Raw genomic sequence first — 20,053 nt, forward strand, 5'->3', positions numbered from 1 at the left:
CCGGCGGAGCAGGACCATGAACAACCCGATGTCATCGCGCGGCTATCAGACCGGTTTCGGCAACGAGTTCGCCACCGAGGCGGTGCCCGGTGCGCTGCCGGTGGGGCAGAACTCCCCGCAGCGTGTCGCCCATGGCCTGTACGCCGAACAGCTCTCCGGCACGGCGTTCACCGCGCCGCGCGGCAGCAACCGCCGCAGCTGGATGTACCGCATCCGCCCGGCGGTGACCCACGGTGAGTTCACCCCCTTTACCCAGCCGCACCTGCACGGCGATTTCGCGCACGGCGCGGTGTCGCCCAACCAGCTGCGCTGGGATCCGTTGCCGCTGCCGACCACGCCCACCGATTTCATCGAGGGGCTGTACACCATGGGCGGTAACGGTTCGCCCGATGCCCATGGTGGCGTGGGCATCCACCTGTATGCCGCCAACCGCGACATGCAGGGCCGCTATTTCTACAACGCCGATGGCGAGCTGCTGATCGTCCCGCAGCTGGGCCGCCTGCGCCTGCTCACCGAAATGGGCGTGATCGAGATCGAGCCGCAGCAGATCGCGGTGATCCCGCGCGGTGTGCGCTTCCGTGTCGAGCTGCCCGATGGCGACGCACGTGGCTACGTCTGCGAGAACTTCGGCGCGTTGCTGAAGCTGCCCGACCTGGGCCCGATCGGGTCCAACGGCCTGGCCAACCCACGCGACTTCGAAACCCCGCATGCAGCGTTCGAGAACATCGACGGCGCGTTCGAATTGATCGCCAAGTTCGCCGGTCAGCTGTGGCGTGCGGATATCGATCATTCGCCGCTGGACGTGGTCGCCTGGCACGGCAACTACGTGCCGTACCGCTACGATCTGCGCCGTTTCAACACGATCGGCTCGATCAGCCACGATCATCCCGATCCCTCGATCTTCCTCGTGCTGCATTCGCCCAGCGACACCCCGGGCACCAGCAACATGGACTTCGCGATCTTCCCGCCGCGCTGGCTGGTCGCGCAGAACACGTTCCGCCCGCCGTGGTTCCACCGCAACATCGCCAGCGAGTTCATGGGCCTGATCCACGGCGCCTACGATGCGAAGGCCGAAGGTTTCGTACCCGGCGGTGCCTCGCTGCACAACTGCATGAGCGGCCACGGCCCGGATGCGGCGACCTTCGAGAAGGCCTCCGCGGCCGACCTGAGCAAACCGGACGTGATCAAGGACACCATGGCCTTCATGTTCGAAACCCGCGGTTTGATCCGCCCCACCGCGCAGGCGATGGACGCGGCGCATCGCCAGCGCGGGTACCAGCAGTGCTGGCAGGGGTTGAAGGCGAATTTCTCGGCGTGAGCGGGCACTTAGGTGCCGTCCGACCCACGGCGGGTCGGCAACACGCGGTCAATGTGAACGTCGTTGCCCGTCCGCTGATAGGCGATCAGAAACCTGCCATCGCGCGTTGCATACAAAAACGTTCCTCGTATCCTCGAGAGCCAGCCTGCCCCACGCAACCGTCATTTCGTGGACGAGCGGCGCTTCAATGCCGTTTGCAATTCGTCACCGAGTCGCGCTTTCAGCGCCGCCATGTGCAGGTGCGCATCGGTGCCGGACAGTGCCGGCCGTGAATCCGCGCGCGCTTCGGCCACTGCTTCACGGATGCGTTCCAGATAGGCCGAGTCTTCATGCAACTGCTTCAGGGCGCGTGACCGATCCGGACGTGACCGGCGCGAGGGCTCGGCCCCGGCAATCGCTGTCGCGTCAACGCGATAGCGCGTGATCCCCAACTGGGCCAAGACACGCGCGGCCGCCTCGACGCCGGAGAACAGACGGAGCACCCCATCTTTGGTGGCCAAGGCGCGGTCGCTGTTCTCCAGGGCGAAGGTGACGACGTAGCCACCCGGTTCCGCGGTCACCGTGGTGTCTCGCAGGCTGCCAGCGTCGGCCAGTTCCCGAGCAGTTGCCAGTTTGATCGTATTGACCATGCTCGACTCCCAATTAACTGTTATTTGGGAATCATACATTGGTAAAACCTCGCTCTCGCACAGGCCTTAACCTTGCGCGTCGCTCCCCGCCGCGTCCAATTCAATGTCCTCATCGAAACCCGATACGGTCAATACGGGCTCAAACCACCGCGATCTGGAACCGCTCGGCATGTTCCTTGGGCAGCACCTCCAGCAACCGCTGCCGCACCCGTGCGGCGTAGCCGGTGGAGGTCAGGCCTGGCAGCGCGTCCAAAGCGGCCTGCAGCGCGGCCATGACCGTTTCGTCGCTGCGCGACTGCTGCAGGGTGTGGAACAGCGCCGCCGCCTGCGGATGACGCTGCAGTTCCAGGATGTCCAGCAGATAGATGCGGGCGGCCACCAGCGATCGGCGGCGTTCGGTCATCGGCACCGGCACCGCGGTCGGTGTCACCGCAGGTGCGGGTGCAGCGGGTGCGACCACGGCGGCCTCCGCGACCGCACTCGACACCAGATACCCGCTCTGGATCAGCTGGATCACCATCGCCGGGGTTTCCGGGCCCACCAACTGGCCCAGCTGGGCCAGGTCACGCTGGCCGTCGCACAGGATCAACAGCCGGCGCTGGCGCATGTCCAGGGGCGCACGGTGGGCCTGCAGAGCGGTGCGGGCGAGGTCGGTCTTCTGCGGTTGCATGGGGGCGGGGTCGATGCGGTGCAGGCCGAGCCTGAACGCGGCAGGTGAAACGCGGATGACAGCGACACTGTGCATGCCACCCACACGGCACCCGCGCTAGGCTGCGCCCATTCACCGGGAGGATGCAGGCATGAAACAGCTGGCAAGCGTGTTGGCGTTGGGAGTGGTGCTGGTCTTGGCCGCGTGCGAGCGCACGCCGGAGACGCCGTCGGCCGATGCCGAAGCGGCCGTGCCAACACCGGCGGCGGACACCGCGCCGGCAGCGCCTGCCACGGCGGACTCGGGCACCCCAACGCAGGGCCCGGCACGGCTGGATGGCTACGGCCCCGTAGCGCTGGGCAGCACCCTTGACGAAGTCCGGGCAGCCTGGAAGGAACCCCTGCAGGGTGAAGTCGCCGACGACTATTGCCACGCGCTGCGGCCAGAAGGCGCGCAGGCCGAGGACGTGATTTTCATGATCGAAGGCAAGCGACTGGTGCGCTACGACGTGCGCAACGACCGCATCGTCGCCCCCGGTGGCGGCAAGGTCGGCATGTCGCTGGGCCAACTGCAGACGCTGTACCCGGATCGCGGCGATCTGACCCCGCACAAGTACGACGAGCAGGGCCACAACCTGCGCGTGCGCCCGGCCAGCGAGGGCGGTGCGCTGGTCAACTTCGAGATCAACGGCGATGGCAACGTGACCGCGTGGCGGGTCGGCAAGACCCCGCAGGTCGACTACGTGGAAGGCTGCTCCTGAGCCATCGGCACCGCTGCGGCCACAGTGCCGGAGCGGGCCTTCACTGTTTGGCGTGGGCTGGCCCTAGAATCGGCTCACATCTGTCACCGGGGAGCCCCAGATGATCGCTGCCACTGTTTGGTTCGTGCTGGGCCTGGTGCTGTTGGCACTGGGCGGTGACTCCATCGTGCGGGCGGCCTCCGGCCTGGCCCAGCGCTTCGGGGCGTCGCCGTTCGTTGCAGGGCTGCTGCTGGTGGCCTTCGGCACGTCGCTGCCGGAGCTGGTAGTCAATGCGCGCGCCTTCGCGGTTGGCGCAGAAGAGCTCGCGCTGGGCAATGCGGTCGGCAGCAACATCGTCAACGTCGGCCTTACCCTGGGCCTGGCGGCGCTGGCTGCGCCGCTGCTGGTCCGTGCGCGCCTGCTGTCACCGTTGCTGGTCTGCCTGGCCGCCGCCAGCGCGCTGCTGATCCTGTTCGGCCTGGATGGCGTGATCGCACGCTGGGAAGGGGGCGTGCTGCTGCTCGCCTTCGTCGCCCTGCTGGTGGTCCTGCTGCGCCGTGCGAAGCTGGAATCCGAGCCGGTGCGCGCGGCCATCGCCGGCTATGCGATGACCCGCACCGGGCTGTTCCTCAATACCCTGCGGCTGCTGTTCGCGGCGGTGTGCCTGTACTTCGGCGCGCGCTGGATCGTGCAGGCCGCACCGGTGTTCGGCGCCGGGTTGGGCTGGTCGCCCCTGCTGGTCGGCCTGCTGCCGGTGGCGATCGGCACCGCTCTGCCCGAAGTGGCTGCGGCCGTCGCGGCGGCACGACGTGGTCAGGGCGACATGGTGCTGGGCCACGTCATCGGCTCAAGCCTGTTCAACCTGCTGGTGGTGGTCGGTGGCATGGCCGCACTGCGGCCGATGGCGCTGCCCGAATCGTTCGTGAAGCTGGAACTGCGGGCGGCGATCGCTTTCGTACTGGTGCTCTATCCGATGCTGCGCGGCGATCTGACGATCAGCCGGCGCGAAGGCGCGGTGCTGGTGGTGGCCTTCCTTGGCTGGATCGCGCTGGAGCTGGCGCTGGTCTGGGGTGGCTGAACGTCGCAATCGGCTCTACTGGCTGTCCCGGGAAACCGGCGCCTCGGTACCCTCGGTGTCGCCCGGATGGCGCGGCTCCGGCGGCGGCAACTGTTCTTCCTTGGCGGTCTTGTGGCCGGGCAGGTCCGGCCGCGTTTCCATCAGCAGCGACAGTGCGGCCTTGGCCATCATGTGCGCGCTGATCGGTGCGGTGATGAACAGGAACACGGTGATCAGCAGTTCGCGCGGCTGCGGATCCTCGCCGAGAAAGATGTGATAGCAGACCGAGCCGACCAGCACGCAGCCCACGCCCAGCGTGCTGGCTTTGGTCGGTGCATGCAGGCGCTTGAAGAAGGTGGAGAGCTTCACCAGGCCGAGTGCACCGACCAGGATGAAGAAGCAGCCGAACAGCAGCAGGATCGACAGCACGATCTGGATGAAGGTGATCATTCGACGATGTCCCGGCGCAGCACGAACTTGCTCAGCACCACCGTGCTGCCGAAGCCGAGCATGGCGATGATCAGCGCGGCTTCGAAATACACTGCCGAGTTGAGGTACATGCCGAACAGCATCAGCTCGGCGATGGCCGTCACCGACAGCGTGTCCAAGGCGAGGATGCGGTCCGGCACGGTCGGGCCGCGCAGCAGGCGCCAGGTGGCCAGCAGCATGGCCAGGCCGACCACGTGCATGCACACCACCATGGTGGTCTGGATGAACATATGTCCGGTCATGGGAAAATCTCCATCAGCGGGGCTTCGTAGCGGGATTTGATCTGCCGGATCAGCTCGTCCGGATCATCCAGATGCAGCACGTGCACCAGCAGATAGCGGCGGTCATCGGACAACGCGGCCGAGACGGTACCCGGGGTCAGCGTAATCATGCTGGTCAGCGCGGCGATGCCGTGGATGTTGGCGATATCCAGCGGCAGCCAGATGAAACCGGGGTGGATGCGGCGCTCCGGCCCCAGCACCTGGATCGCGACCCGGATGTTGGAGATCAGGATGTCCCATAGGGTCACGAACAGCAGCTTGGGCAGCGGCCGGAGCGAGCCGATGCGCGCAAACTCGCGGTCCAGCCGCGCGGCGAACAACGGCACCACCACGCCCAGGATCATGCCGAGCACGAACTGGCCGAGGGTGAAGCTGTCGGACATCAGCAGCCAGAACACCACCACCATCACGCTCAGCGAGGGCGAGGGCAGCACGCGTTTGTAGAGGGAAGGCTTGCGCGTCATGGCTGGCGGATCTCCGGCGTGGTAGCGCGCAGTTCACCCACATAATCCTGGGGCTGCAGCAGCTGGGTGGCCATCGCATCGGTGTGCTGCATCAGCGGGCCGGCGAACACGCTCATCGCGATGCCATAGCTGAGCAGCAGCGCGGCGGCGAACAGTTCCACCGTGCGCGTGGGGGCCTTGCGCGGTCTGGGCGCGCCTTCTTCGACCACCGGTACGCGCCAGAACAGGCGGATGCCGCCACGGGTCAGGCCGACGATCACCATCAGGCTGCTGCCCAGCACGGCGGCCCAGACCGCCCAGGTGTACTGCGCCGGCATGCCGGCCAGCAGCGCGGCCTTGGCCAGGAAGCCGGACAGCGGCGGCAGGCCGGCCACCGAGACGGCGCCGATCAAGAACAGCACCGCAGGGGTTTCCTTGCCCGGCATCGGCGCGATGATCTCCTTCTTGTCGCTGGCACCGCCACGGCGGCGGCGGATCAGGTCGGCAATGAGGAACAGCGCGGCGGCCACGAAGGTGCTGTGCGGCAGGTAGTACAGGCCGGCCGAGAGCACTTCGGGTGTGCGCACCGAGAAGGCGATGAACAGCGTCGCCGCCGAAACCACCACCAGGTAGGAGATCAGCACGCGCAGACGTGCCGCAGCGAGCACACCCAGGCCGCCCAGCACGAGGGTGGCCACACCGGCCCAGAGCAGCCACTGGCTGCCGTAACCGGCCATCGGGCCGGCACCGTCGCCGAACCACAGGGTGCTGACCCGCAGCACCGCGTACAGCCCGACCTTGGTCATGATCGCAAACAGCGCCGCCACTGCGGCCGGCGCACGCGCATACGCTTCGGGCAGCCACAGGTACAGCGGCATCAGCGCGGCCTTGCTGCAGAACACCAGCAGCAACAGCCCCATCGTCGCCTTGACCAGGGTCAGGTGCGAAGCCGGCACTTCAGCGATGCGCTGGGACAGCTCGGCCATGTTGAGCGAGCCCAGCGAGGCGTACAGCAGGCCGAGTGCGATCAGGAACAGGGTCGAGGCGGTGACGTTGAACACCACGTAGTGCAGGCCGATGCGCATGCGCAGGCCGCGCCCGCCGCTGAGCAGCAGGCCGTAGGAGGCGATCAGCATCACCTCGAAGAACACGAAGAGATTGAAGATATCGCCGGTCAGGAACGCGCCGTTGAGGCCGACCAGCTGGAACTGGAACAGCGCATGGAAGTGCGGCGCGCGGCGGTCCCAGCCCGAACAGGCGTGCAGCAGGCACGGGATGGCCAGCAGCAGGGTGGTGACCAGCATCCATGCCGAGAGGCGGTCGGCCACCAGCGCGATGCCCAGGCGCGAGGGCCAGTCGCCCAGCAGGTACACCGCGATGCTGCCATCGGCGGTCTGTGCGAACAGCAGCGCCACGGCCGCGGCGAGCGCGGTCAGCGTCGTCCACGCCACCGTGCGCTGCACCTTCGGACCATAGCGGCGATGCTCCACGAACAGCGAGCAGGCCGCGCCGAACAGCGGAATCAGGATGGGCAGGATCACCGCATGGTTCATGCGCCGCCCTCCCGGCCCGGCGCGGTATCGGCAGGAAGCTCTTCTTCTTCGTGCGCGTCCACGTGGTCGCTGTGGTTGTCGCTGCGGCTGCGCATCGCCAGCACGATGCTGACCGCCGTCATCGCAAAGGCGATCACGATGGCGGTCAGCACCAGCGCCTGCGGCAGCGGATCGGTGTAGTTGCCCAGATCGCTGTCGATGCCCTCACGCAGCACGGGGGCCTTGCCCTGCACCAGCCGGCCGCCGGCAAAGATCAGCAGGTTGGTCGCATACGACAGGAAGGTCATGCCGAGGATCACATCGAAGCTGCGCGCGCGCAGCAGCAGGTAGATGCCGATCGCGCTCAGTACGCCGATGGCGCTTGCCAGGGCCAGTTCCATCAGTGCATCTCCCCGGTTTTTGCCGAACGGCGGGTGGGATCGATCTCGCCTTTGCGGGCGTTGCGGGTGCGCGAGGGCTTGATCGTGCCCATCATCGAGAGCATCAGCATCACACCGCCGAATACCACCAGGTACACGCCGGTATCGAAGCCGATCGCACTGGCCAGCGGTACCTCGCCGATCAGCGGTATGTGCAGGTCCAGATGCCCACTGGTCAGGAACGGCACACCAAACAACATCGAGGCGCAGCCACTGAGGATGGCGATCAGCAGACCGGCACCGATGCAGCGGATGTAATCGAAGCCGAAGCGCGATTCCACCGAGGTGGTGCCCTGGATGACGTACTGGATCAGCAGCGGCACGGCCAGCACCAGGCCGGCGATGAAGCCGCCGCCGGGCGCGTTGTGGCCGCGCAGGAACAGGAAGATCGAGACGGTCAGGGTGAGCGGGAACATGATCTGCGCCAGATCGGCCGGCACCGGCAGCTTGATCGGCGGGCCCGGCATGATCTGTTCCGGCGCCATCCGCGAGCGGCGCAGCATGGCGTGCACCACCAGCGCGGCGATGCCGAACACGGTGATCTCGCCGAACGTATCGAAGCCACGGAAGTCGACCAGGATCACGTTGACCACGTTCTGCCCATAGGCCTCGGGCAGCGCACGCGCCAGCAGCTCGCCAGCCATGGTGTTGGGCGGCAGGGTCATCGCGGTGTAGGCCATCGCCGCCAGGCCGCCACCGGCGACGATCGCGATCACCGCATCGCGACGTTTGCGCCAGACCGATTTCTCCGGCGGCGACTGGATCGGCAAGTAGTTCATGCCCAGCAGCATCAGGACCAGAGTCACCATCTCCACCAGCAGCTGGGTCAGGGCCAGGTCGGGCGCGGACAGGAACACGAAGGTCAGCGAGACCATCAGGCCGACGCCGCCGACCACCAGCACCGCCAGCAGGCGCTGCCGGTAGACGAACAACGCGCCCAGCGCGCAGGCGATCATCACCAGCCACAGCGCCCAGCCCAACAGCGGGATCGGCTGCGGCGAAGGCCAGTTGGGCGAGGCCGGGTTGGCCACGAACGGCGCGGCGGCGACGATGATCGCCACCACCACCAGCGCCATCAGCATGCGCTGCAGGCTGCCATTGGCCAGGCCCTGGGTGAGCCGGTGGGCGAAGCCGAACACCAGGTCCAGCTGCTTGTGGAAAATGTTGCGGCCGATGCTGCGGCTGACCACCGCATGCAGGTCGATCAGGCGGCGCAGGCCGAAGTACAGCACGATGCCGCCGACCACACCGGCAGCGCTCATCGCCAGCGGCATGTTGAAGCCATGCCAGACCGAGAGGCTGTACGCCGGCATCGCCGGGCCCAGGATCGACGACGCGGCGGCATGCAGCACCGGCGCGATGGTGATCGCGGGCGCGACGCCGACGGCCACGCAGACCACCACCAGGATTTCCACCGGCACCTTCATGAAACGCGGCGGCTCATGCGGAACGCGGTCCAGATCGTGCGGGCCCTTGCCGAAGAAGGTGTCGTGCACGAATCGCAAGCTGTAGGCGACGCCGAACACGCCAGCCAGCAATGCGGCGATCGTCATGGCGATGCGCATCGCTTCGGGCCCGGCGGTCAGCGCTTCGGCGAACAGCATTTCCTTGGACAGGAAGCCGTTGAGCAGCGGAATGCCGGCCATGGCCAGCGAGGCGATGATCGCCAGCGCGCTGGTGATCGGCATCAGGCGGCGCAGCCCACCGAGCTTGCGCATGTCGCGGGTGCCGGTCTCATGGTCGATGATGCCCGCGGCCATGAACAGCGAGGCCTTGAAGGTGGCGTGGTTGAGGATGTGGAACACGCCGGCGACCACCGCCATCGGCGCGGACAGGCCGAACAGCATGGTGATCAGGCCCAGGTGGGAGATCGTCGAATAAGCCAGCAGGCCTTTGAGATCATGCTGGAAGATCGCGTTCCAGGCACCGATCAGCAACGTGATCGCACCGATGCCGCTGACGGTATAGAAGAACAGGTCGGTGCCGGCCAGCGCCGGATGCAGCCGCGCCAGCAGGAACACACCGGCTTTGACCATCGTGGCCGAGTGCAGATAGGCCGAGACCGGCGTCGGCGCGGCCATCGCGTGCGGCAGCCAGAAGTGGAACGGGAACTGGGCGCTCTTGGTGAAGATGCCGGCCAGGACCAGGAACAGGGCATACGGGTACAGCGAACTGGCGCGGATCAGATCGCCGGCGGCGAGCACCGCATCCAGTTCGAAGCTGCCCACGATGCGGCCGATCAGCAGCACGCCGCCGAGCAGGGCCAGGCCGCCGCCGCCGGTGACCACCAGGGCCATGCGGGCGCCCTCGCGGGCATCCTGGCGGTGCGACCAGAAGCCGATCAGCAGGAACGAGCTGATGCTGGTCATTTCCCAGAACACCATGAGCAGCAACAGGTTGCCCGAGACGACCATGCCCAGCATGGCGCCCATGAACAGCAGCAGGTAACAGTAGAAGCGGTGGGCGCTGTCGCGGGCGCTGAGGTAGTAATGGGCGTACATCACCACCAGCGCACCAATGGCCAGCACCATCCCGGCGAACATCCAGGCCAGGCCGTCCAGGCGCAGCGAGAAGGCCAGGCCGATCTGCGGTATCCACTCCCCGTAACTGCGGACGATCCCGCCGTCCATGATCGCCGGGGTCATCGTCGCCAACAGCGCCAGTCCCCCCAGCGGAGCGGCCGCGGCTACCCAGGCGGCCGTGGAGCGGGAGGTGCGGCGGAATGAAGCGACGGCCACTGCCATCAGGAAGGGCAGGGCGAGCAGCAGGAGCAGACTAGGATTCATGCAGGGAATGCGGGATTCACGAGCAGGTCGTTCAGTCTAACAGGCGGGCAATTGCTGCCGATACACCCGAATACGCCCTCAATTGCATGTAACGTGCACTGATTCATTTTTTCCGGCCAGCGCCCGGCCCCATTCGGGTCCGTCGGCGGCCGTATGGAGGCCCGCTGCCGACTTTGCCGACTGTGGCCTCCCGACGCCTGTCCAAACGGGTCCGGAACCAGTCGTCGCAGGGGCTGCGGGGGGGGTAACGGTATGCACGAAGATGAACGGTGGCCGTCGCTCGAAAGGCCACTGGGGACGATGCTGGACGGTGCGGCGTGGAGTGCCGGTGAGTGTCCGCACTCGTTCAGGAAAACCGGGTCAGTAGCGCCAGTCCATCCGGCGATAGAGCTTGGCCAGCACCCACAGCGGACCGATCAGCAGGTAGACCAGATCGGTCAGGAAGCTCGGCTTGCGGCCTTCGTGCTTGTGGCCGATGAACTGTGCCACCCACGCCACGGCAAAAACCCCCAGCGCCAGCCAGAACAGGTTCACCAGGCCGATCTCGGCCTCCAGCAGCCGGCAGACGCAGCCGCTGACGAAGAAGAACGCGAGCATGCCGTAGCCCAGCGTGCGCGAGAGGCGGTTGTAGAAGCACCAGGCGGCGAACATCGCCAGGCCCGCCCAGATCCCGTTCTGGAACCAGGTGATCAGCGGCGGCAGGCACCACAGCAGGGCGATCACCGACCACGCGATCGCCGGGACGGCCACGACGTGGATGCGCTGGTTCAGCGCATTGCGGTGATCGTCGGAATAGCTGGCGAAGTAGCGGTCGATCGGGCGTGCGACGGTGGTGGTGGCCATGTTCCCTCCCAGGATCTGCAGAGCATACCGCCGGTAGGGCCGACCGTTGGTCGGCTGCCTTCCATCCGCTGCCCGACATGGCCCCGGCATCGAAAACCGCGTTCCCCGGCGCAGGGCCGGGGAACGCCGTGCCGGTCAGTCGACCGAGATGCCCGCCAGGCGCTGCAGCGCCTCGGCGTACTTGGCGCGGGTGCGCTCGATGATCTCGGCGGGGATGCTCGGGCCCGGCGCGGTCTTGCCCCAGTCCAGCGTTTCCAGGTAGTCGCGGACGAACTGCTTGTCGTAGCTCGGCGGGCTGGTGCCCACCTCGTACTCGTCGGCCGGCCAGTAGCGCGAGGAATCCGGGGTCAGCATCTCGTCCATGATGTACAGACGGCCATCGGCATCGGTACCGAACTCGAACTTGGTGTCGGCCAGGATGATGCCGCGCTCGCGGGCGTACTCGGCCGCGTACGCATAGATGCGCAGGGTGGCATCGCGCACGCGCTCGGCCAGGTCCGCGCCGACCGCCTTGACCATCGCATCGAAATCGATGTTCTCGTCATGGTCGCCGACGGCGGCCTTGGTCGAGGGGGTGAAGATCGGTTCGGGCAGCTGTTCGGCCTGGCGCAGGCCGTCCGGCAGCTCGATGCCGCTGATCTTGCCGGTGCGCTGGTAGTCCTTCCAGCCACTGCCGATCAGGTAGCCGCGGGCGATCGCCTCGACCGGGACCGGCTTGAGCTTGCGGGTGACCACGGCGCGCTTGGCGTACAGGGCCGGATCGACGCCCTCGGGCAGCACGCTGGCCACATCGATGCCGGTCAGGTGATTGGGCATCAGGTGCGCGGTCTTGGCGAACCAGAAGTTCGAGACCTGGCAGAGCATTTCGCCCTTGCCGGGGATCGGATCGGGCAGCACCACGTCGAAGGCTGACAGACGGTCGGTGGCGACCATCAGCAGGTAGTCCCCCGGCGGAGTGCCGGCGGGGAGCCGGTCGCGCGGAATGTCGAAAACATCACGCACCTTGCCGCGATGGCGCAAGGGCAGGCCGGGGAGATCGGATTGCAACAACGTGGTCGGCACGGGCACTCCTGAGGCTTCGTCATGACAGCTGTCCAGGGGACCCGGAGGGCCCGCACAGACAGCGGGCGGCCTAGTGTAAAGCGGGTTGGGCCCGCTGTGACGTAAAATGAGGATCCTTTGTCGCCTCGGCTGCCCAGACCACCATGCGCTGGTACGGAAAACTGCTCGGATTCATCGCTGGCGCCCTGTTGTTCAGGCCCAATCCGCTGTTCGGGGCCGTGGTCGGGCTGTTGCTGGGGCACGCCTTCGATGCCGACTGGTTCCGGCTGAACAGGGAAAATCCCTACCGCGAGCTGGGGCTGACCTCCGAGGCGACCGATGCCGAGATCGACCTGGCCTACCGCCGCCTGATGTCCCAGTACCACCCGGACAAGGTGGTCGGCGCGGCGCCGGAGCTGCGCCAGCAGGCCGAGCGCAAGTCACGCCAGCTCAATGCCGCCTATGACCGCATCAAGACCCTGCGCAAGCGCTGATGCCGCGCGGCGCCCCCTTTCAACCTCCTGAAGGCCCCGGCCATGTCCAACTGCATCATTGCTCCCTCCATTCTGTCCGCCGATTTCGCCCGCCTGGGCGAGGAAGTGGACAACGTGCTCGCGGCCGGCGCCGACTGGGTGCATTTCGATGTGATGGACAACCACTACGTGCCGAATCTGACGATCGGCCCGCTGGTCTGCCAGGCCCTGCGCAAGCACGGCGTGACCGCACCGATCGACGTGCATCTGATGGTGGAGCCGGTGGACCGGATCATTCCGGACTTCGCCGAGGCCGGCGCGACCTACATCAGCTTCCATCCGGAGGCGAGCCGCCACGTGCACCGCACGATCCAGCTGATCCGTTCGCTGGGCTGCAAGCCGGGCGTGGTGCTCAACCCGGCCACGCCGGTGGACATCCTGGACTGGGTGCTCGATGACCTGGACCTGGTGCTGGTGATGTCGGTCAATCCGGGTTTCGGCGGCCAGGCGTTCATTCCGTCGGCGCTGGACAAGGTGCGCGCGATCCGCAAGAAGATCGATGCCAGTGGCAAGGACATCCGCCTAGAGATCGACGGTGGCGTGAAGGCCGACAACATCGGCGCGATCGCGGCGGCCGGTGCGGATGCGTTCGTGGCCGGCTCGGCGATCTTCAACGCGAAGACCAGCTACCAGGACATCATCGCGCAGATGCGCAGCAACGTCGCCGCGGCGCGGGGCTGAGCTGAGCCATGCAACCGGTGGCTGCCGTGACCATCCGCGTGGCCACCGCCGAGGATGCGGGGCTGATCCTGCGCTTCATCCGCGAGTTGGCGATCTACGAGAAGGCCGAGTCGTCGGTGCAGACCGACGAAGCGGGTATCCGCGCGAGCCTGTTCGGCCCCGATGCCAAGGCGCATGCACTGATCTGCGAAGCCGACGGCGTGGCCATCGGGTATGCGGTGTATTTCTACAACTATTCGACGTGGCTGGGCCGTAACGGGATCTATCTGGAAGATCTGTACGTCAGCCCGGAGCGCCGCGGCAGCGGTGCCGGCAAGGCGCTGCTGCAGCACATCGCGCGGATCGCGGTGGCCGAAGGCTGCGGTCGTTTCGAGTGGTCGGTGCTGGACTGGAATGAGCCGGCGATCCAGTTCTACGCGGCCGCAGGTGCGAAGCCGCAGAGCGAGTGGACGGTATACCGGATGGAGGGCGAGGCGTTGCGGGCGTTTGCCGCAGGCTGAGCTGTCCAAAAAAAGACCGCACCATTTCTGGTGCGGCCCTGGGAATAGCGGGAGGCTGATCCTGCCTCCATCCATCTTCCTTGCTATGGCCTCCCATTCTCCGGGCCCCTGGTGACGCTTTGATGACGTTCACCGGCGGCCACGCCGTCCGCTGCTAGCCTTCGCTTCCCCACTCCCTGGAAGTACCGCATGAGCCGTCCCCATTGGCGTTTGATCCTCAACGGCAAGGCCACCGGCAATGAGGATGTGCGCGAGGCGGTGGCGGCGCTGCGCGAGCGCGGGGTGCAGCTGGAGGTACGGGTGACCTGGGAATCGGGCGATGCCGAGCGCTATGTGGCCGAGGCGATCGCCCATGGGGTCGATACGATCATCGCGGCCGGCGGTGACGGCACCCTCAGTGAGGTGGCCGAAACGCTGGCGCATCGCGAGGAGTCGGCTGACGCGTTGCCGTCGCTGGGCCTGTTGCCGTTGGGCACGGCCAATGACTTCGCCACCGCGGCGGAGATTCCCGATGAACCGCTGGCGGCGCTGGAGCTGATCGCGCAGGCGCCCGCGCGCCCGGTCGATCTGCTGCGCATCGATGCCGATGGCAAGGTGTGGTGGTGCGCGAACGTCGCCAGTGGCGGCTTCGGCACCGAGGTCACGGTGGAGACCGATGAGGGCTTGAAGAAAGTGCTCGGCGGGCTGGCCTATCTGGTCACCGGGATATCGCGGCTGGGGCGGATCGATCCGATCCAGGCGCAGGTCCGGGCGCCGGGGTTCGCGTGGGCCGGTGGCTTCATCGCCCTGGGCGTCGGCAACGGTCGCCAGGCCGGCGGCGGGCAGGTGCTGTGTCCGGAGGCCCTGATCGATGATGGTCTGCTGGATATCACGGTGATCCCTGAGCTGAGCGGGGAGGTCGCCTCCACCTTTGCCGCGCTGGTCAAGGGGGGCAAGCGCGGCGCGCTGGAGCAGGTAGCCGAACGTGTGCAGGCACCGTGGGTGGAGATCGACGCCGAGGCGCCGCTGACGCTCAATCTGGATGGCGAACCGGTCCAGGCACGGCACTTCCGCATCGACTGCGTGCCGGGGCGGGTCAACCTGCATGTGGCGCTGGACAGCCCGCTGCTGTCGCGCGCCTGATGCGCCGGGCGGCGCCGGGTTCCATCCGGTGCCGTCAATGCGGTACAGTCGCCGTGTGTCCATTCTGACGACCCCGCATACCCTTTCTTCCGCTCGCCGTTGGTGGCGATGGTGGCCTGTTGCCGTCGTCCGTCCCGCCACCGCCGTTTCCCGGAAGGAAAGTCGTCTTGATTACGCTCGAGCAGTTCCAGCAGCAGGCCGCTGAAGGCCACACCCGCATCCCCGTCGTCCGTGAAGTGCTGTCCGACCTGGACACGCCGCTTTCGGTCTATCTGAAGCTCGCCGACGGCCCGCATACCTATCTGTTTGAATCGGTCGAAGGCGGCGAACGCTTCGGGCGCTATTCCATCATCGGCCTGCCGGCGCGCCGGGTGTATGCCTTCCACGGCCATACCCTGACCATCAGCGAGTCCGGCACCGTGGTGGACACCCGCGAGGTCGCCGACCCGTTCACCGAGGTCGAAGCGCTGCGCAGCGCCCACTCGGTGCCCAAGCTGGCCGGTCTGCCGGGCTTCACCGGTGGACTGGTCGGCTGGTTCGGCTTTGAATGCATCGGTTACATCGAACCGCGCCTGGCCCCGCCGCGTGGCCGCGATGAGCTGGGCACCCCGGACATCCTGCTGCTGCATTCCGAAGAACTGGCGGTGTTCGACAACCTCAAGGGCCGCCTGTACCTGATCGTGCATGCCGACCCGGGTCAGCCCGGTGCATGGGAGGATGCCCAGGCCAAGCTGGATGCGCTGGTCGCCAAGCTGCGCGCGCCCGGCGCCGGCTACCCCGCACCGATCACCCGCGACGTGCTGGACGAGAACGATTTCGTCTCCGGCTTCACCCGCGAAGGCTTCATCGCCGCGGTCGACAAATCCAAGGAATACATCCGCGCCGGCGACATCTTCCAGGTGGTGCTGAGCCAGCGCCTGAGCGTGCCGTTCAAGGCGCGCCCGGTGGATGTGTACCGCGCGCTGCGTGCGCTCAATCCCTCGCCGTACATGTACTTCCTCGACACCGGCGACGTGCAGGTGGTCGGCTCCTCGCCGGAAATCCTGGTGCGCCTGCAGGACGGGGAGGTCACCGTGCGTCCGATCGCCGGCACCCGCCCGCGCGGCGCGACGGTGGAAGAAGACAACGCACTGGAAGCCGAACTGCTGGCCGATCCCAAGGAGCGCGCCGAGCATCTGATGCTGATCGACCTGGGCCGCAACGATGCGGGCCGCGTCTCCAAGGCGGGCACGGTGGAAGTGGGCGAGCAGTTCGTGATCGAACGCTACAGCCACGTCATGCACATCGTCAGCGAAGTCACCGGGCAGCTGCAGCCGGGCCTGAGCTATGCCGACGTGCTGCGCGCGACGTTCCCGGCCGGCACCGTCAGCGGCGCGCCGAAGATCCGCGCGCTGGAAGTGATCCGCGAGCTGGAACCGATCAAGCGCAACGTCTACGCCGGCAGCATCGGCTACATCGGCTGGCATGGCGATGCCGATACCGCGATCGCGATCCGCACCGCTGTGATCAAGGACGGCCGCCTGCATGTGCAGGCCGGCGCCGGCATCGTCTACGACTCCGATCCCGGCAAGGAATGGGACGAGACGATGAACAAGGGCCGCGCGCTGTTCCGTGCGGTCGCGCAGGCTGCCAAGGGCCTGTAAGGCTCCTCTGCCCAGATGCATGACACGTGCACGGTTGCGTGCACGCCACTTCCCCATTCAAGACGGACCCTGACCATGTTGTTGATGCTCGACAACTACGACAGCTTCACCTACAACCTCGTGCAGTACCTGCAGACGCTGGGCGCCGAGGTCAAGGTGGTGCGCAACGACGCGTTGAGCGTCGATGAGATCGCCGCGCTCGCCCCTGAGCGCATCGTGATTTCGCCCGGCCCTTGCACGCCAAACGAAGCGGGCGTGTCGCTGGAGCTGATCCGCCGGCTCGGCCCGACCACGCCGATCCTGGGCGTGTGCCTGGGCCACCAGAGCATCGGCCAGGTGTATGGCGGCGATGTGATCCGCGCCACCAACATCATGCACGGCAAGACCTCGCCGATCCGGCATGAAGGCAGGGGCGTGTTCGCCGGCCTGCCGGACCGCTACCAGGCCACGCGCTACCACTCGCTGGTGGTCGACAAGACCACGTTGCCGGCCTGCCTGGAAATGACCGCCTGGACCGAGAACGCGGACGGCTCGATCGAAGAGATCATGGGCCTGCGCCATCGCGAGTATCCGGTCGAGGGTGTGCAGTTCCATCCCGAGTCGATCCTCACCGAGCATGGCCATGCCCTGCTGAAGAATTTCCTGCAGCGCTGAGCGCGCCGCACCCGCATCACAAAGGACCCCGCATGACCTTCTCCCCCCAGGAAGCTCTGCAGCGCACCATCGAGCATCGCGAAATCTTCTTCGACGAAATGGTCGACCTGATGCGGCAGATCATGCGTGGTGAAGTGTCGCCGGTGATGACCGCCGCGATCCTGACCGGCCTGCGGGTCAAGAAGGAAACCATCGGCGAAATCGCCGGTGCCGCGACCGTGATGCGTGAGCTCGCCCTCGCCGTGCCGGTGGAGGACAAGACGCAGCTGGTGGACATCGTCGGCACCGGTGGCGACGGCTCGCATACCTTCAACATCTCCACCTGCGCGATGTTCGTGGTGTCTGCGGCCGGGGCCAAGGTGGCCAAGCACGGCAACCGCAGTGTTTCCTCCAAGTCCGGCAGCGCCGACGCGGTTGAAGCACTTGGCGCGATCATCGATCTGCAGCCGCAGGAGGTCGCACGCGCCATCACCGAGACCGGTATCGGCTTCATGTTCGCGCCGATGCACCACCCGGCGATGAAGGTCGTCGCGCCGGTACGCCGCGAGATGGGGGTGCGCACGATCTTCAACATCCTCGGCCCGCTGACCAATCCGGTGGGCGCGACCAACGTGTTGATGGGTGTATTCCACTCGGATCTGGTCGGCATCCAGGCGCGCGTGCTGCGTGAACTCGGCGCCGAACGCGCGCTGGTGGTGTGGGGCCGCGACAACATGGATGAGATCTCGCTCGGCGCCGGCACGCTGGTGGGCGAGCTGCGCGACGGCAAGGTGCGCGAGTACGAGATCCATCCGGAAGACTTCGGCATCGCGATGTCGGCCAGCCGCAACCTCAAGGTGGATGGCCCAGAGGAATCCATCGCGATGCTGCGCGGCGTGCTCGACAACCAGCCCGGCCCGGCGCTCGACATCGTCGCGCTCAACGCCGGTGCGGCGCTGTATGTGGCCGGTGTCGCCGACAGCATTGCCGATGGCCTGGCCCGTGCCCGTGCGGTACTGGCCGATGGCAGTGCACGCTCGCGGATGGAGCAGTACGTTGCCGCCACCCGCCGCATCCGCGGGGCCGTCTGAGCCCGCGTTTTCCGAATTCAGCGGAGCTGGTCGATAATGGCCGGCCTCCAGGACCCCAATGACATGAGCGACATCCTCGATACCATCCTGGCCCGCAAGGCCGACGAAGTCGCCGCACGCCGGGCCCAAGTGCCGCTGGAGGCACTGATCGCGCGCGTGGAACAAGCGCCGCCGGTGCGCGGCTTCGCCGATGCGCTGCGTGCCTCGATTGCCGCGGGGCATCCGGCCGTGATCGCCGAAATCAAGAAGGCCAGCCCGTCCAAGGGCGTGATCCGCCCGGACTTCCATCCGGCCGACATCGCGGTGAGCTACGAGTTCGGCGGCGCCAGCTGCCTGTCCGTACTGACCGACGTGGATTTCTTCCAGGGCAGCGACGCCTACCTGCAGCAGGCCCGTGACGCCTGCACGCTGCCGGTGCTGCGCAAGGACTTCGTGATCGATGCTTATCAGGTGTATGAAGCGCGCGTACTCGGCGCGGACTGCATTCTGCTGATCGTGGCCGCGCTGGACGACCGCCAGCTGGCCGAGCTGTCCGACCTGGCCATGCAGCTGGGCATGGACGTACTGGTGGAAGTGCACGACATCGACGAGCTCGAGCGTGCCATCCAGGTGCCGGTGCCGCTGATCGGCATCAACAACCGCAACCTGCGCACCTTCGAGGTGTCGCTGCAGACCACGCTGGACATGCGCCAGGCCGTGCCACGCGACCGCCTGCTGGTGACCGAAAGCGGCATCCTCGGCCCGGCTGACGTCACCGTGATGCGCGAGGCCGGGGTCAACGCGTTCCTGGTCGGCGAGGCTTTCATGCGCGTGGAAGAGCCCGGCGAGGGCCTGCGTCAGCTATTCTTCAGCGCATGACAGCGATCTACCCAACGCCGCGCGACGACGCCCCGCTGGTGGTCTTCGACTTCGATCACACCCTGTATGACGGCGATTCCGGCAGCCATCTGTTCGCGTGGCTGATCAAGCGCAACCCGCTGCGGCTGCTGGCCGCCCTGTTGGCCACGCCGCTGCTCGGCCCGCTGGTGGCGTTCCTGCCCACCCGCCGCCGCGGCATCTCCGGCTATGTCTGGATCGCCACGTTTGGCCTGCACCGGGCGCGCGAGTTCAACAAGGTGATCGACCGCTACGTTCTCAAGCACGAGGCCGATATCCGGCGCCGCCTGCTGCCCGTGGCGCTGGAGGTGTTTGCCCGGCATCGTGCCGCCGGCGATCGCGTCGTGGTCGCCACCGGCGCACCGCCGGAGCTGGCCCGCGCCATCCTGGCCTTCGTCGCCCACCAGGGCGTGCCGGTGATCGGCAGTGAGGTCGGCCCGTTCCTGGGCGCGGTGATCGCCACCCGGCACTGCCACAACGAAGAAAAGATGCGGATGCTCCGCGAGCGCGGCTATGGCGACGTGGACGTCGCGTACTCCGACAGCAGCGCCGACCTGCCGCTGTTGCTGGCCGCAGCGGCGCCGGTGGTGGTCAACCCGAAGGCGTCACGCGTGGACTATTTCCGCCAGGTGCTGCCGCCGGGCACCCCGGTGCTCAACTGGGGCTGTGTCGATCGGGCCGGTGACAAGGTCTGATGCGACGTTGAAATAGCCTGAAAGGGGCTGGA

General features: G+C 66.9%; 22 protein-coding genes. 12 read left to right on the forward strand and 10 right to left on the reverse strand.

All coding sequences use genetic code 11. The features are described 5' to 3' along the window. Positions 1–16 precede the first annotated feature (16 nt). The gene (hmgA, locus tag AC13F7_RS01045; RefSeq protein ID WP_482998975.1) at positions 17–1,318 is read left to right on the forward strand and encodes a homogentisate 1,2-dioxygenase; all 1,302 of its coding nucleotides are present in this window, start codon (positions 17–19) and stop codon (positions 1,316–1,318) included. A gap of 161 nt (positions 1,319–1,479) precedes the next feature. Here hmgA and AC13F7_RS01050 read toward each other — a convergent pair whose 3' ends face one another. Both AC13F7_RS01050 and AC13F7_RS01055 read right to left on the reverse strand, forming a co-directional pair. Then, a complete protein-coding gene (locus AC13F7_RS01050; RefSeq protein WP_482998976.1) occupies positions 1,480–1,947 on the reverse strand; it encodes a hypothetical protein in 468 nt (155 codons plus the stop codon). Between the two features lie 139 nt (positions 1,948–2,086). Next, on the reverse strand, positions 2,087–2,617 hold the full coding sequence (locus AC13F7_RS01055; RefSeq protein WP_482999473.1) for a hypothetical protein: 531 nt from the start codon (positions 2,615–2,617) through the stop codon (positions 2,087–2,089). Between the two features lie 157 nt (positions 2,618–2,774). On the opposite strand from AC13F7_RS01055, the gene AC13F7_RS01060 reads away from it, so the two are divergent. Together AC13F7_RS01060 and AC13F7_RS01065 are read left to right on the forward strand one after the other, a co-directional pair. Further along, positions 2,775–3,356 carry a hypothetical protein gene (locus tag AC13F7_RS01060; protein ID WP_482999474.1) on the forward strand — a complete coding sequence of 194 codons (582 nt, stop codon included), beginning with the start codon at positions 2,775–2,777 and terminating at the stop codon, positions 3,354–3,356. 100 nt (positions 3,357–3,456) lie between these two features. Beyond that, a complete protein-coding gene (locus AC13F7_RS01065) occupies positions 3,457–4,413 on the forward strand; it encodes a sodium:calcium antiporter (RefSeq protein WP_482998977.1) in 957 nt (318 codons plus the stop codon). Between the two features lie 15 nt (positions 4,414–4,428). Here AC13F7_RS01065 and AC13F7_RS01070 read toward each other — a convergent pair whose 3' ends face one another. The 8 genes from AC13F7_RS01070 to AC13F7_RS01105 form a co-directional block, all read right to left on the reverse strand. Continuing rightward, entirely contained in the window at positions 4,429–4,842 is a 414-nt protein-coding gene (locus AC13F7_RS01070) for a Na+/H+ antiporter subunit G (protein ID WP_481467096.1), read from the reverse strand. After that, positions 4,839–5,123: a K+/H+ antiporter subunit F gene (locus tag AC13F7_RS01075; protein WP_019185292.1), complete on the reverse strand. Its 285-nt coding sequence runs from the start codon at positions 5,121–5,123 to the stop codon at positions 4,839–4,841. Before AC13F7_RS01075 ends, AC13F7_RS01070 begins: the two co-directional genes overlap by 4 nt. Beyond that, the gene (locus AC13F7_RS01080) at positions 5,120–5,626 is read right to left on the reverse strand and encodes a Na+/H+ antiporter subunit E (RefSeq protein ID WP_481467098.1); all 507 of its coding nucleotides are present in this window, start codon (positions 5,624–5,626) and stop codon (positions 5,120–5,122) included. The genes AC13F7_RS01075 and AC13F7_RS01080 overlap by 4 nt, the downstream gene beginning before the upstream one ends. Then, a complete protein-coding gene (locus AC13F7_RS01085; RefSeq protein ID WP_482998978.1) occupies positions 5,623–7,158 on the reverse strand; it encodes a monovalent cation/H+ antiporter subunit D in 1,536 nt (511 codons plus the stop codon). The genes AC13F7_RS01080 and AC13F7_RS01085 overlap by 4 nt, the downstream gene beginning before the upstream one ends. Next, positions 7,155–7,538 carry a Na+/H+ antiporter subunit C gene (locus tag AC13F7_RS01090; protein WP_019185295.1) on the reverse strand — a complete coding sequence of 128 codons (384 nt, stop codon included), beginning with the start codon at positions 7,536–7,538 and terminating at the stop codon, positions 7,155–7,157. Before AC13F7_RS01090 ends, AC13F7_RS01085 begins: the two co-directional genes overlap by 4 nt. Next, the gene (locus AC13F7_RS01095) at positions 7,538–10,363 is read right to left on the reverse strand and encodes a monovalent cation/H+ antiporter subunit A (RefSeq protein WP_482998979.1); all 2,826 of its coding nucleotides are present in this window, start codon (positions 10,361–10,363) and stop codon (positions 7,538–7,540) included. The genes AC13F7_RS01090 and AC13F7_RS01095 overlap by 1 nt, the downstream gene beginning before the upstream one ends. A 360-nt stretch (positions 10,364–10,723) precedes the next feature. After that, complete coding sequence (locus tag AC13F7_RS01100) at positions 10,724–11,206, reverse strand: Mpo1 family 2-hydroxy fatty acid dioxygenase (protein WP_121040632.1); 483 nt, start codon at positions 11,204–11,206, stop codon at positions 10,724–10,726. 135 nt (positions 11,207–11,341) lie between these two features. Next, positions 11,342–12,268 carry a phosphoribosylaminoimidazolesuccinocarboxamide synthase gene (locus tag AC13F7_RS01105; RefSeq protein WP_482998980.1) on the reverse strand — a complete coding sequence of 309 codons (927 nt, stop codon included), beginning with the start codon at positions 12,266–12,268 and terminating at the stop codon, positions 11,342–11,344. Positions 12,269–12,411: 143 nt separating this feature from the next. On the opposite strand from AC13F7_RS01105, the gene AC13F7_RS01110 reads away from it, so the two are divergent. The 9 genes from AC13F7_RS01110 to AC13F7_RS01150 all read left to right on the forward strand — a co-directional run bounded on the left by AC13F7_RS01110 (position 12,412) and on the right by AC13F7_RS01150 (position 20,021). Further along, complete coding sequence (locus tag AC13F7_RS01110) at positions 12,412–12,741, forward strand: J domain-containing protein (protein WP_123730837.1); 330 nt, start codon at positions 12,412–12,414, stop codon at positions 12,739–12,741. Positions 12,742–12,783: 42 nt separating this feature from the next. Next, positions 12,784–13,461, forward strand: coding sequence for a ribulose-phosphate 3-epimerase (gene rpe / locus AC13F7_RS01115; RefSeq protein ID WP_482998981.1), 678 nt, complete (start codon positions 12,784–12,786; stop codon positions 13,459–13,461). 17 nt (positions 13,462–13,478) lie between these two features. Continuing rightward, a complete protein-coding gene (locus AC13F7_RS01120) occupies positions 13,479–13,961 on the forward strand; it encodes a GNAT family N-acetyltransferase (protein WP_482999475.1) in 483 nt (160 codons plus the stop codon). A 189-nt stretch (positions 13,962–14,150) separates the two neighbouring features. Beyond that, a complete protein-coding gene (gene yegS, locus AC13F7_RS01125) occupies positions 14,151–15,083 on the forward strand; it encodes a lipid kinase YegS (protein WP_481467105.1) in 933 nt (310 codons plus the stop codon). Between the two features lie 167 nt (positions 15,084–15,250). Continuing rightward, the gene (gene trpE / locus AC13F7_RS01130; RefSeq protein ID WP_482998982.1) at positions 15,251–16,726 is read left to right on the forward strand and encodes an anthranilate synthase component I; all 1,476 of its coding nucleotides are present in this window, start codon (positions 15,251–15,253) and stop codon (positions 16,724–16,726) included. 75 nt (positions 16,727–16,801) lie between these two features. After that, positions 16,802–17,380 carry an anthranilate synthase component II gene (locus AC13F7_RS01135; protein ID WP_481467109.1) on the forward strand — a complete coding sequence of 193 codons (579 nt, stop codon included), beginning with the start codon at positions 16,802–16,804 and terminating at the stop codon, positions 17,378–17,380. A 32-nt stretch (positions 17,381–17,412) separates the two neighbouring features. Continuing rightward, positions 17,413–18,450, forward strand: coding sequence for an anthranilate phosphoribosyltransferase (gene trpD, locus AC13F7_RS01140; RefSeq protein ID WP_481467111.1), 1,038 nt, complete (start codon positions 17,413–17,415; stop codon positions 18,448–18,450). Between the two features lie 63 nt (positions 18,451–18,513). Next, positions 18,514–19,308, forward strand: coding sequence for an indole-3-glycerol phosphate synthase TrpC (gene trpC / locus AC13F7_RS01145; protein ID WP_481467113.1), 795 nt, complete (start codon positions 18,514–18,516; stop codon positions 19,306–19,308). Beyond that, entirely contained in the window at positions 19,305–20,021 is a 717-nt protein-coding gene (locus AC13F7_RS01150; protein ID WP_481467115.1) for a haloacid dehalogenase-like hydrolase, read from the forward strand. The genes trpC and AC13F7_RS01150 overlap by 4 nt, the downstream gene beginning before the upstream one ends. The last annotated feature ends 32 nt before the right edge of the window (positions 20,022–20,053 follow it).

The organism is Stenotrophomonas sp. K-6 (assembly GCF_056861555.1).

Bases quoted from the DNA above. Each gene is read 5' to 3' on its own strand.
- hmgA (WP_482998975.1), top strand. From the start codon at position 17: ATGAACAACCCGATGTCATCGCGCGGCTATCAGACCGGTTTCGGCAAC.
- AC13F7_RS01050 (WP_482998976.1), bottom strand. From the start codon at position 1,947: ATGGTCAATACGATCAAACTGGCAACTGCTCGGGAACTGGCCGACGCT.
- AC13F7_RS01055 (WP_482999473.1), bottom strand. From the start codon at position 2,617: ATGCAACCGCAGAAGACCGACCTCGCCCGCACCGCTCTGCAGGCCCAC.
- AC13F7_RS01065 (WP_482998977.1), top strand. From the start codon at position 3,457: ATGATCGCTGCCACTGTTTGGTTCGTGCTGGGCCTGGTGCTGTTGGCA.
- AC13F7_RS01070 (WP_481467096.1), bottom strand. From the start codon at position 4,842: ATGATCACCTTCATCCAGATCGTGCTGTCGATCCTGCTGCTGTTCGGC.
- AC13F7_RS01075 (WP_019185292.1), bottom strand. From the start codon at position 5,123: ATGACCGGACATATGTTCATCCAGACCACCATGGTGGTGTGCATGCAC.
- AC13F7_RS01080 (WP_481467098.1), bottom strand. From the start codon at position 5,626: ATGACGCGCAAGCCTTCCCTCTACAAACGCGTGCTGCCCTCGCCCTCG.
- AC13F7_RS01085 (WP_482998978.1), bottom strand. From the start codon at position 7,158: ATGAACCATGCGGTGATCCTGCCCATCCTGATTCCGCTGTTCGGCGCG.
- AC13F7_RS01090 (WP_019185295.1), bottom strand. From the start codon at position 7,538: ATGGAACTGGCCCTGGCAAGCGCCATCGGCGTACTGAGCGCGATCGGC.
- AC13F7_RS01095 (WP_482998979.1), bottom strand. From the start codon at position 10,363: ATGAATCCTAGTCTGCTCCTGCTGCTCGCCCTGCCCTTCCTGATGGCA.
- AC13F7_RS01100 (WP_121040632.1), bottom strand. From the start codon at position 11,206: ATGGCCACCACCACCGTCGCACGCCCGATCGACCGCTACTTCGCCAGC.
- AC13F7_RS01110 (WP_123730837.1), top strand. From the start codon at position 12,412: ATGCGCTGGTACGGAAAACTGCTCGGATTCATCGCTGGCGCCCTGTTG.
- rpe (WP_482998981.1), top strand. From the start codon at position 12,784: ATGTCCAACTGCATCATTGCTCCCTCCATTCTGTCCGCCGATTTCGCC.
- yegS (WP_481467105.1), top strand. From the start codon at position 14,151: ATGAGCCGTCCCCATTGGCGTTTGATCCTCAACGGCAAGGCCACCGGC.
- AC13F7_RS01135 (WP_481467109.1), top strand. From the start codon at position 16,802: ATGTTGTTGATGCTCGACAACTACGACAGCTTCACCTACAACCTCGTG.
- trpD (WP_481467111.1), top strand. From the start codon at position 17,413: ATGACCTTCTCCCCCCAGGAAGCTCTGCAGCGCACCATCGAGCATCGC.
- trpC (WP_481467113.1), top strand. From the start codon at position 18,514: ATGAGCGACATCCTCGATACCATCCTGGCCCGCAAGGCCGACGAAGTC.
- AC13F7_RS01150 (WP_481467115.1), top strand. From the start codon at position 19,305: ATGACAGCGATCTACCCAACGCCGCGCGACGACGCCCCGCTGGTGGTC.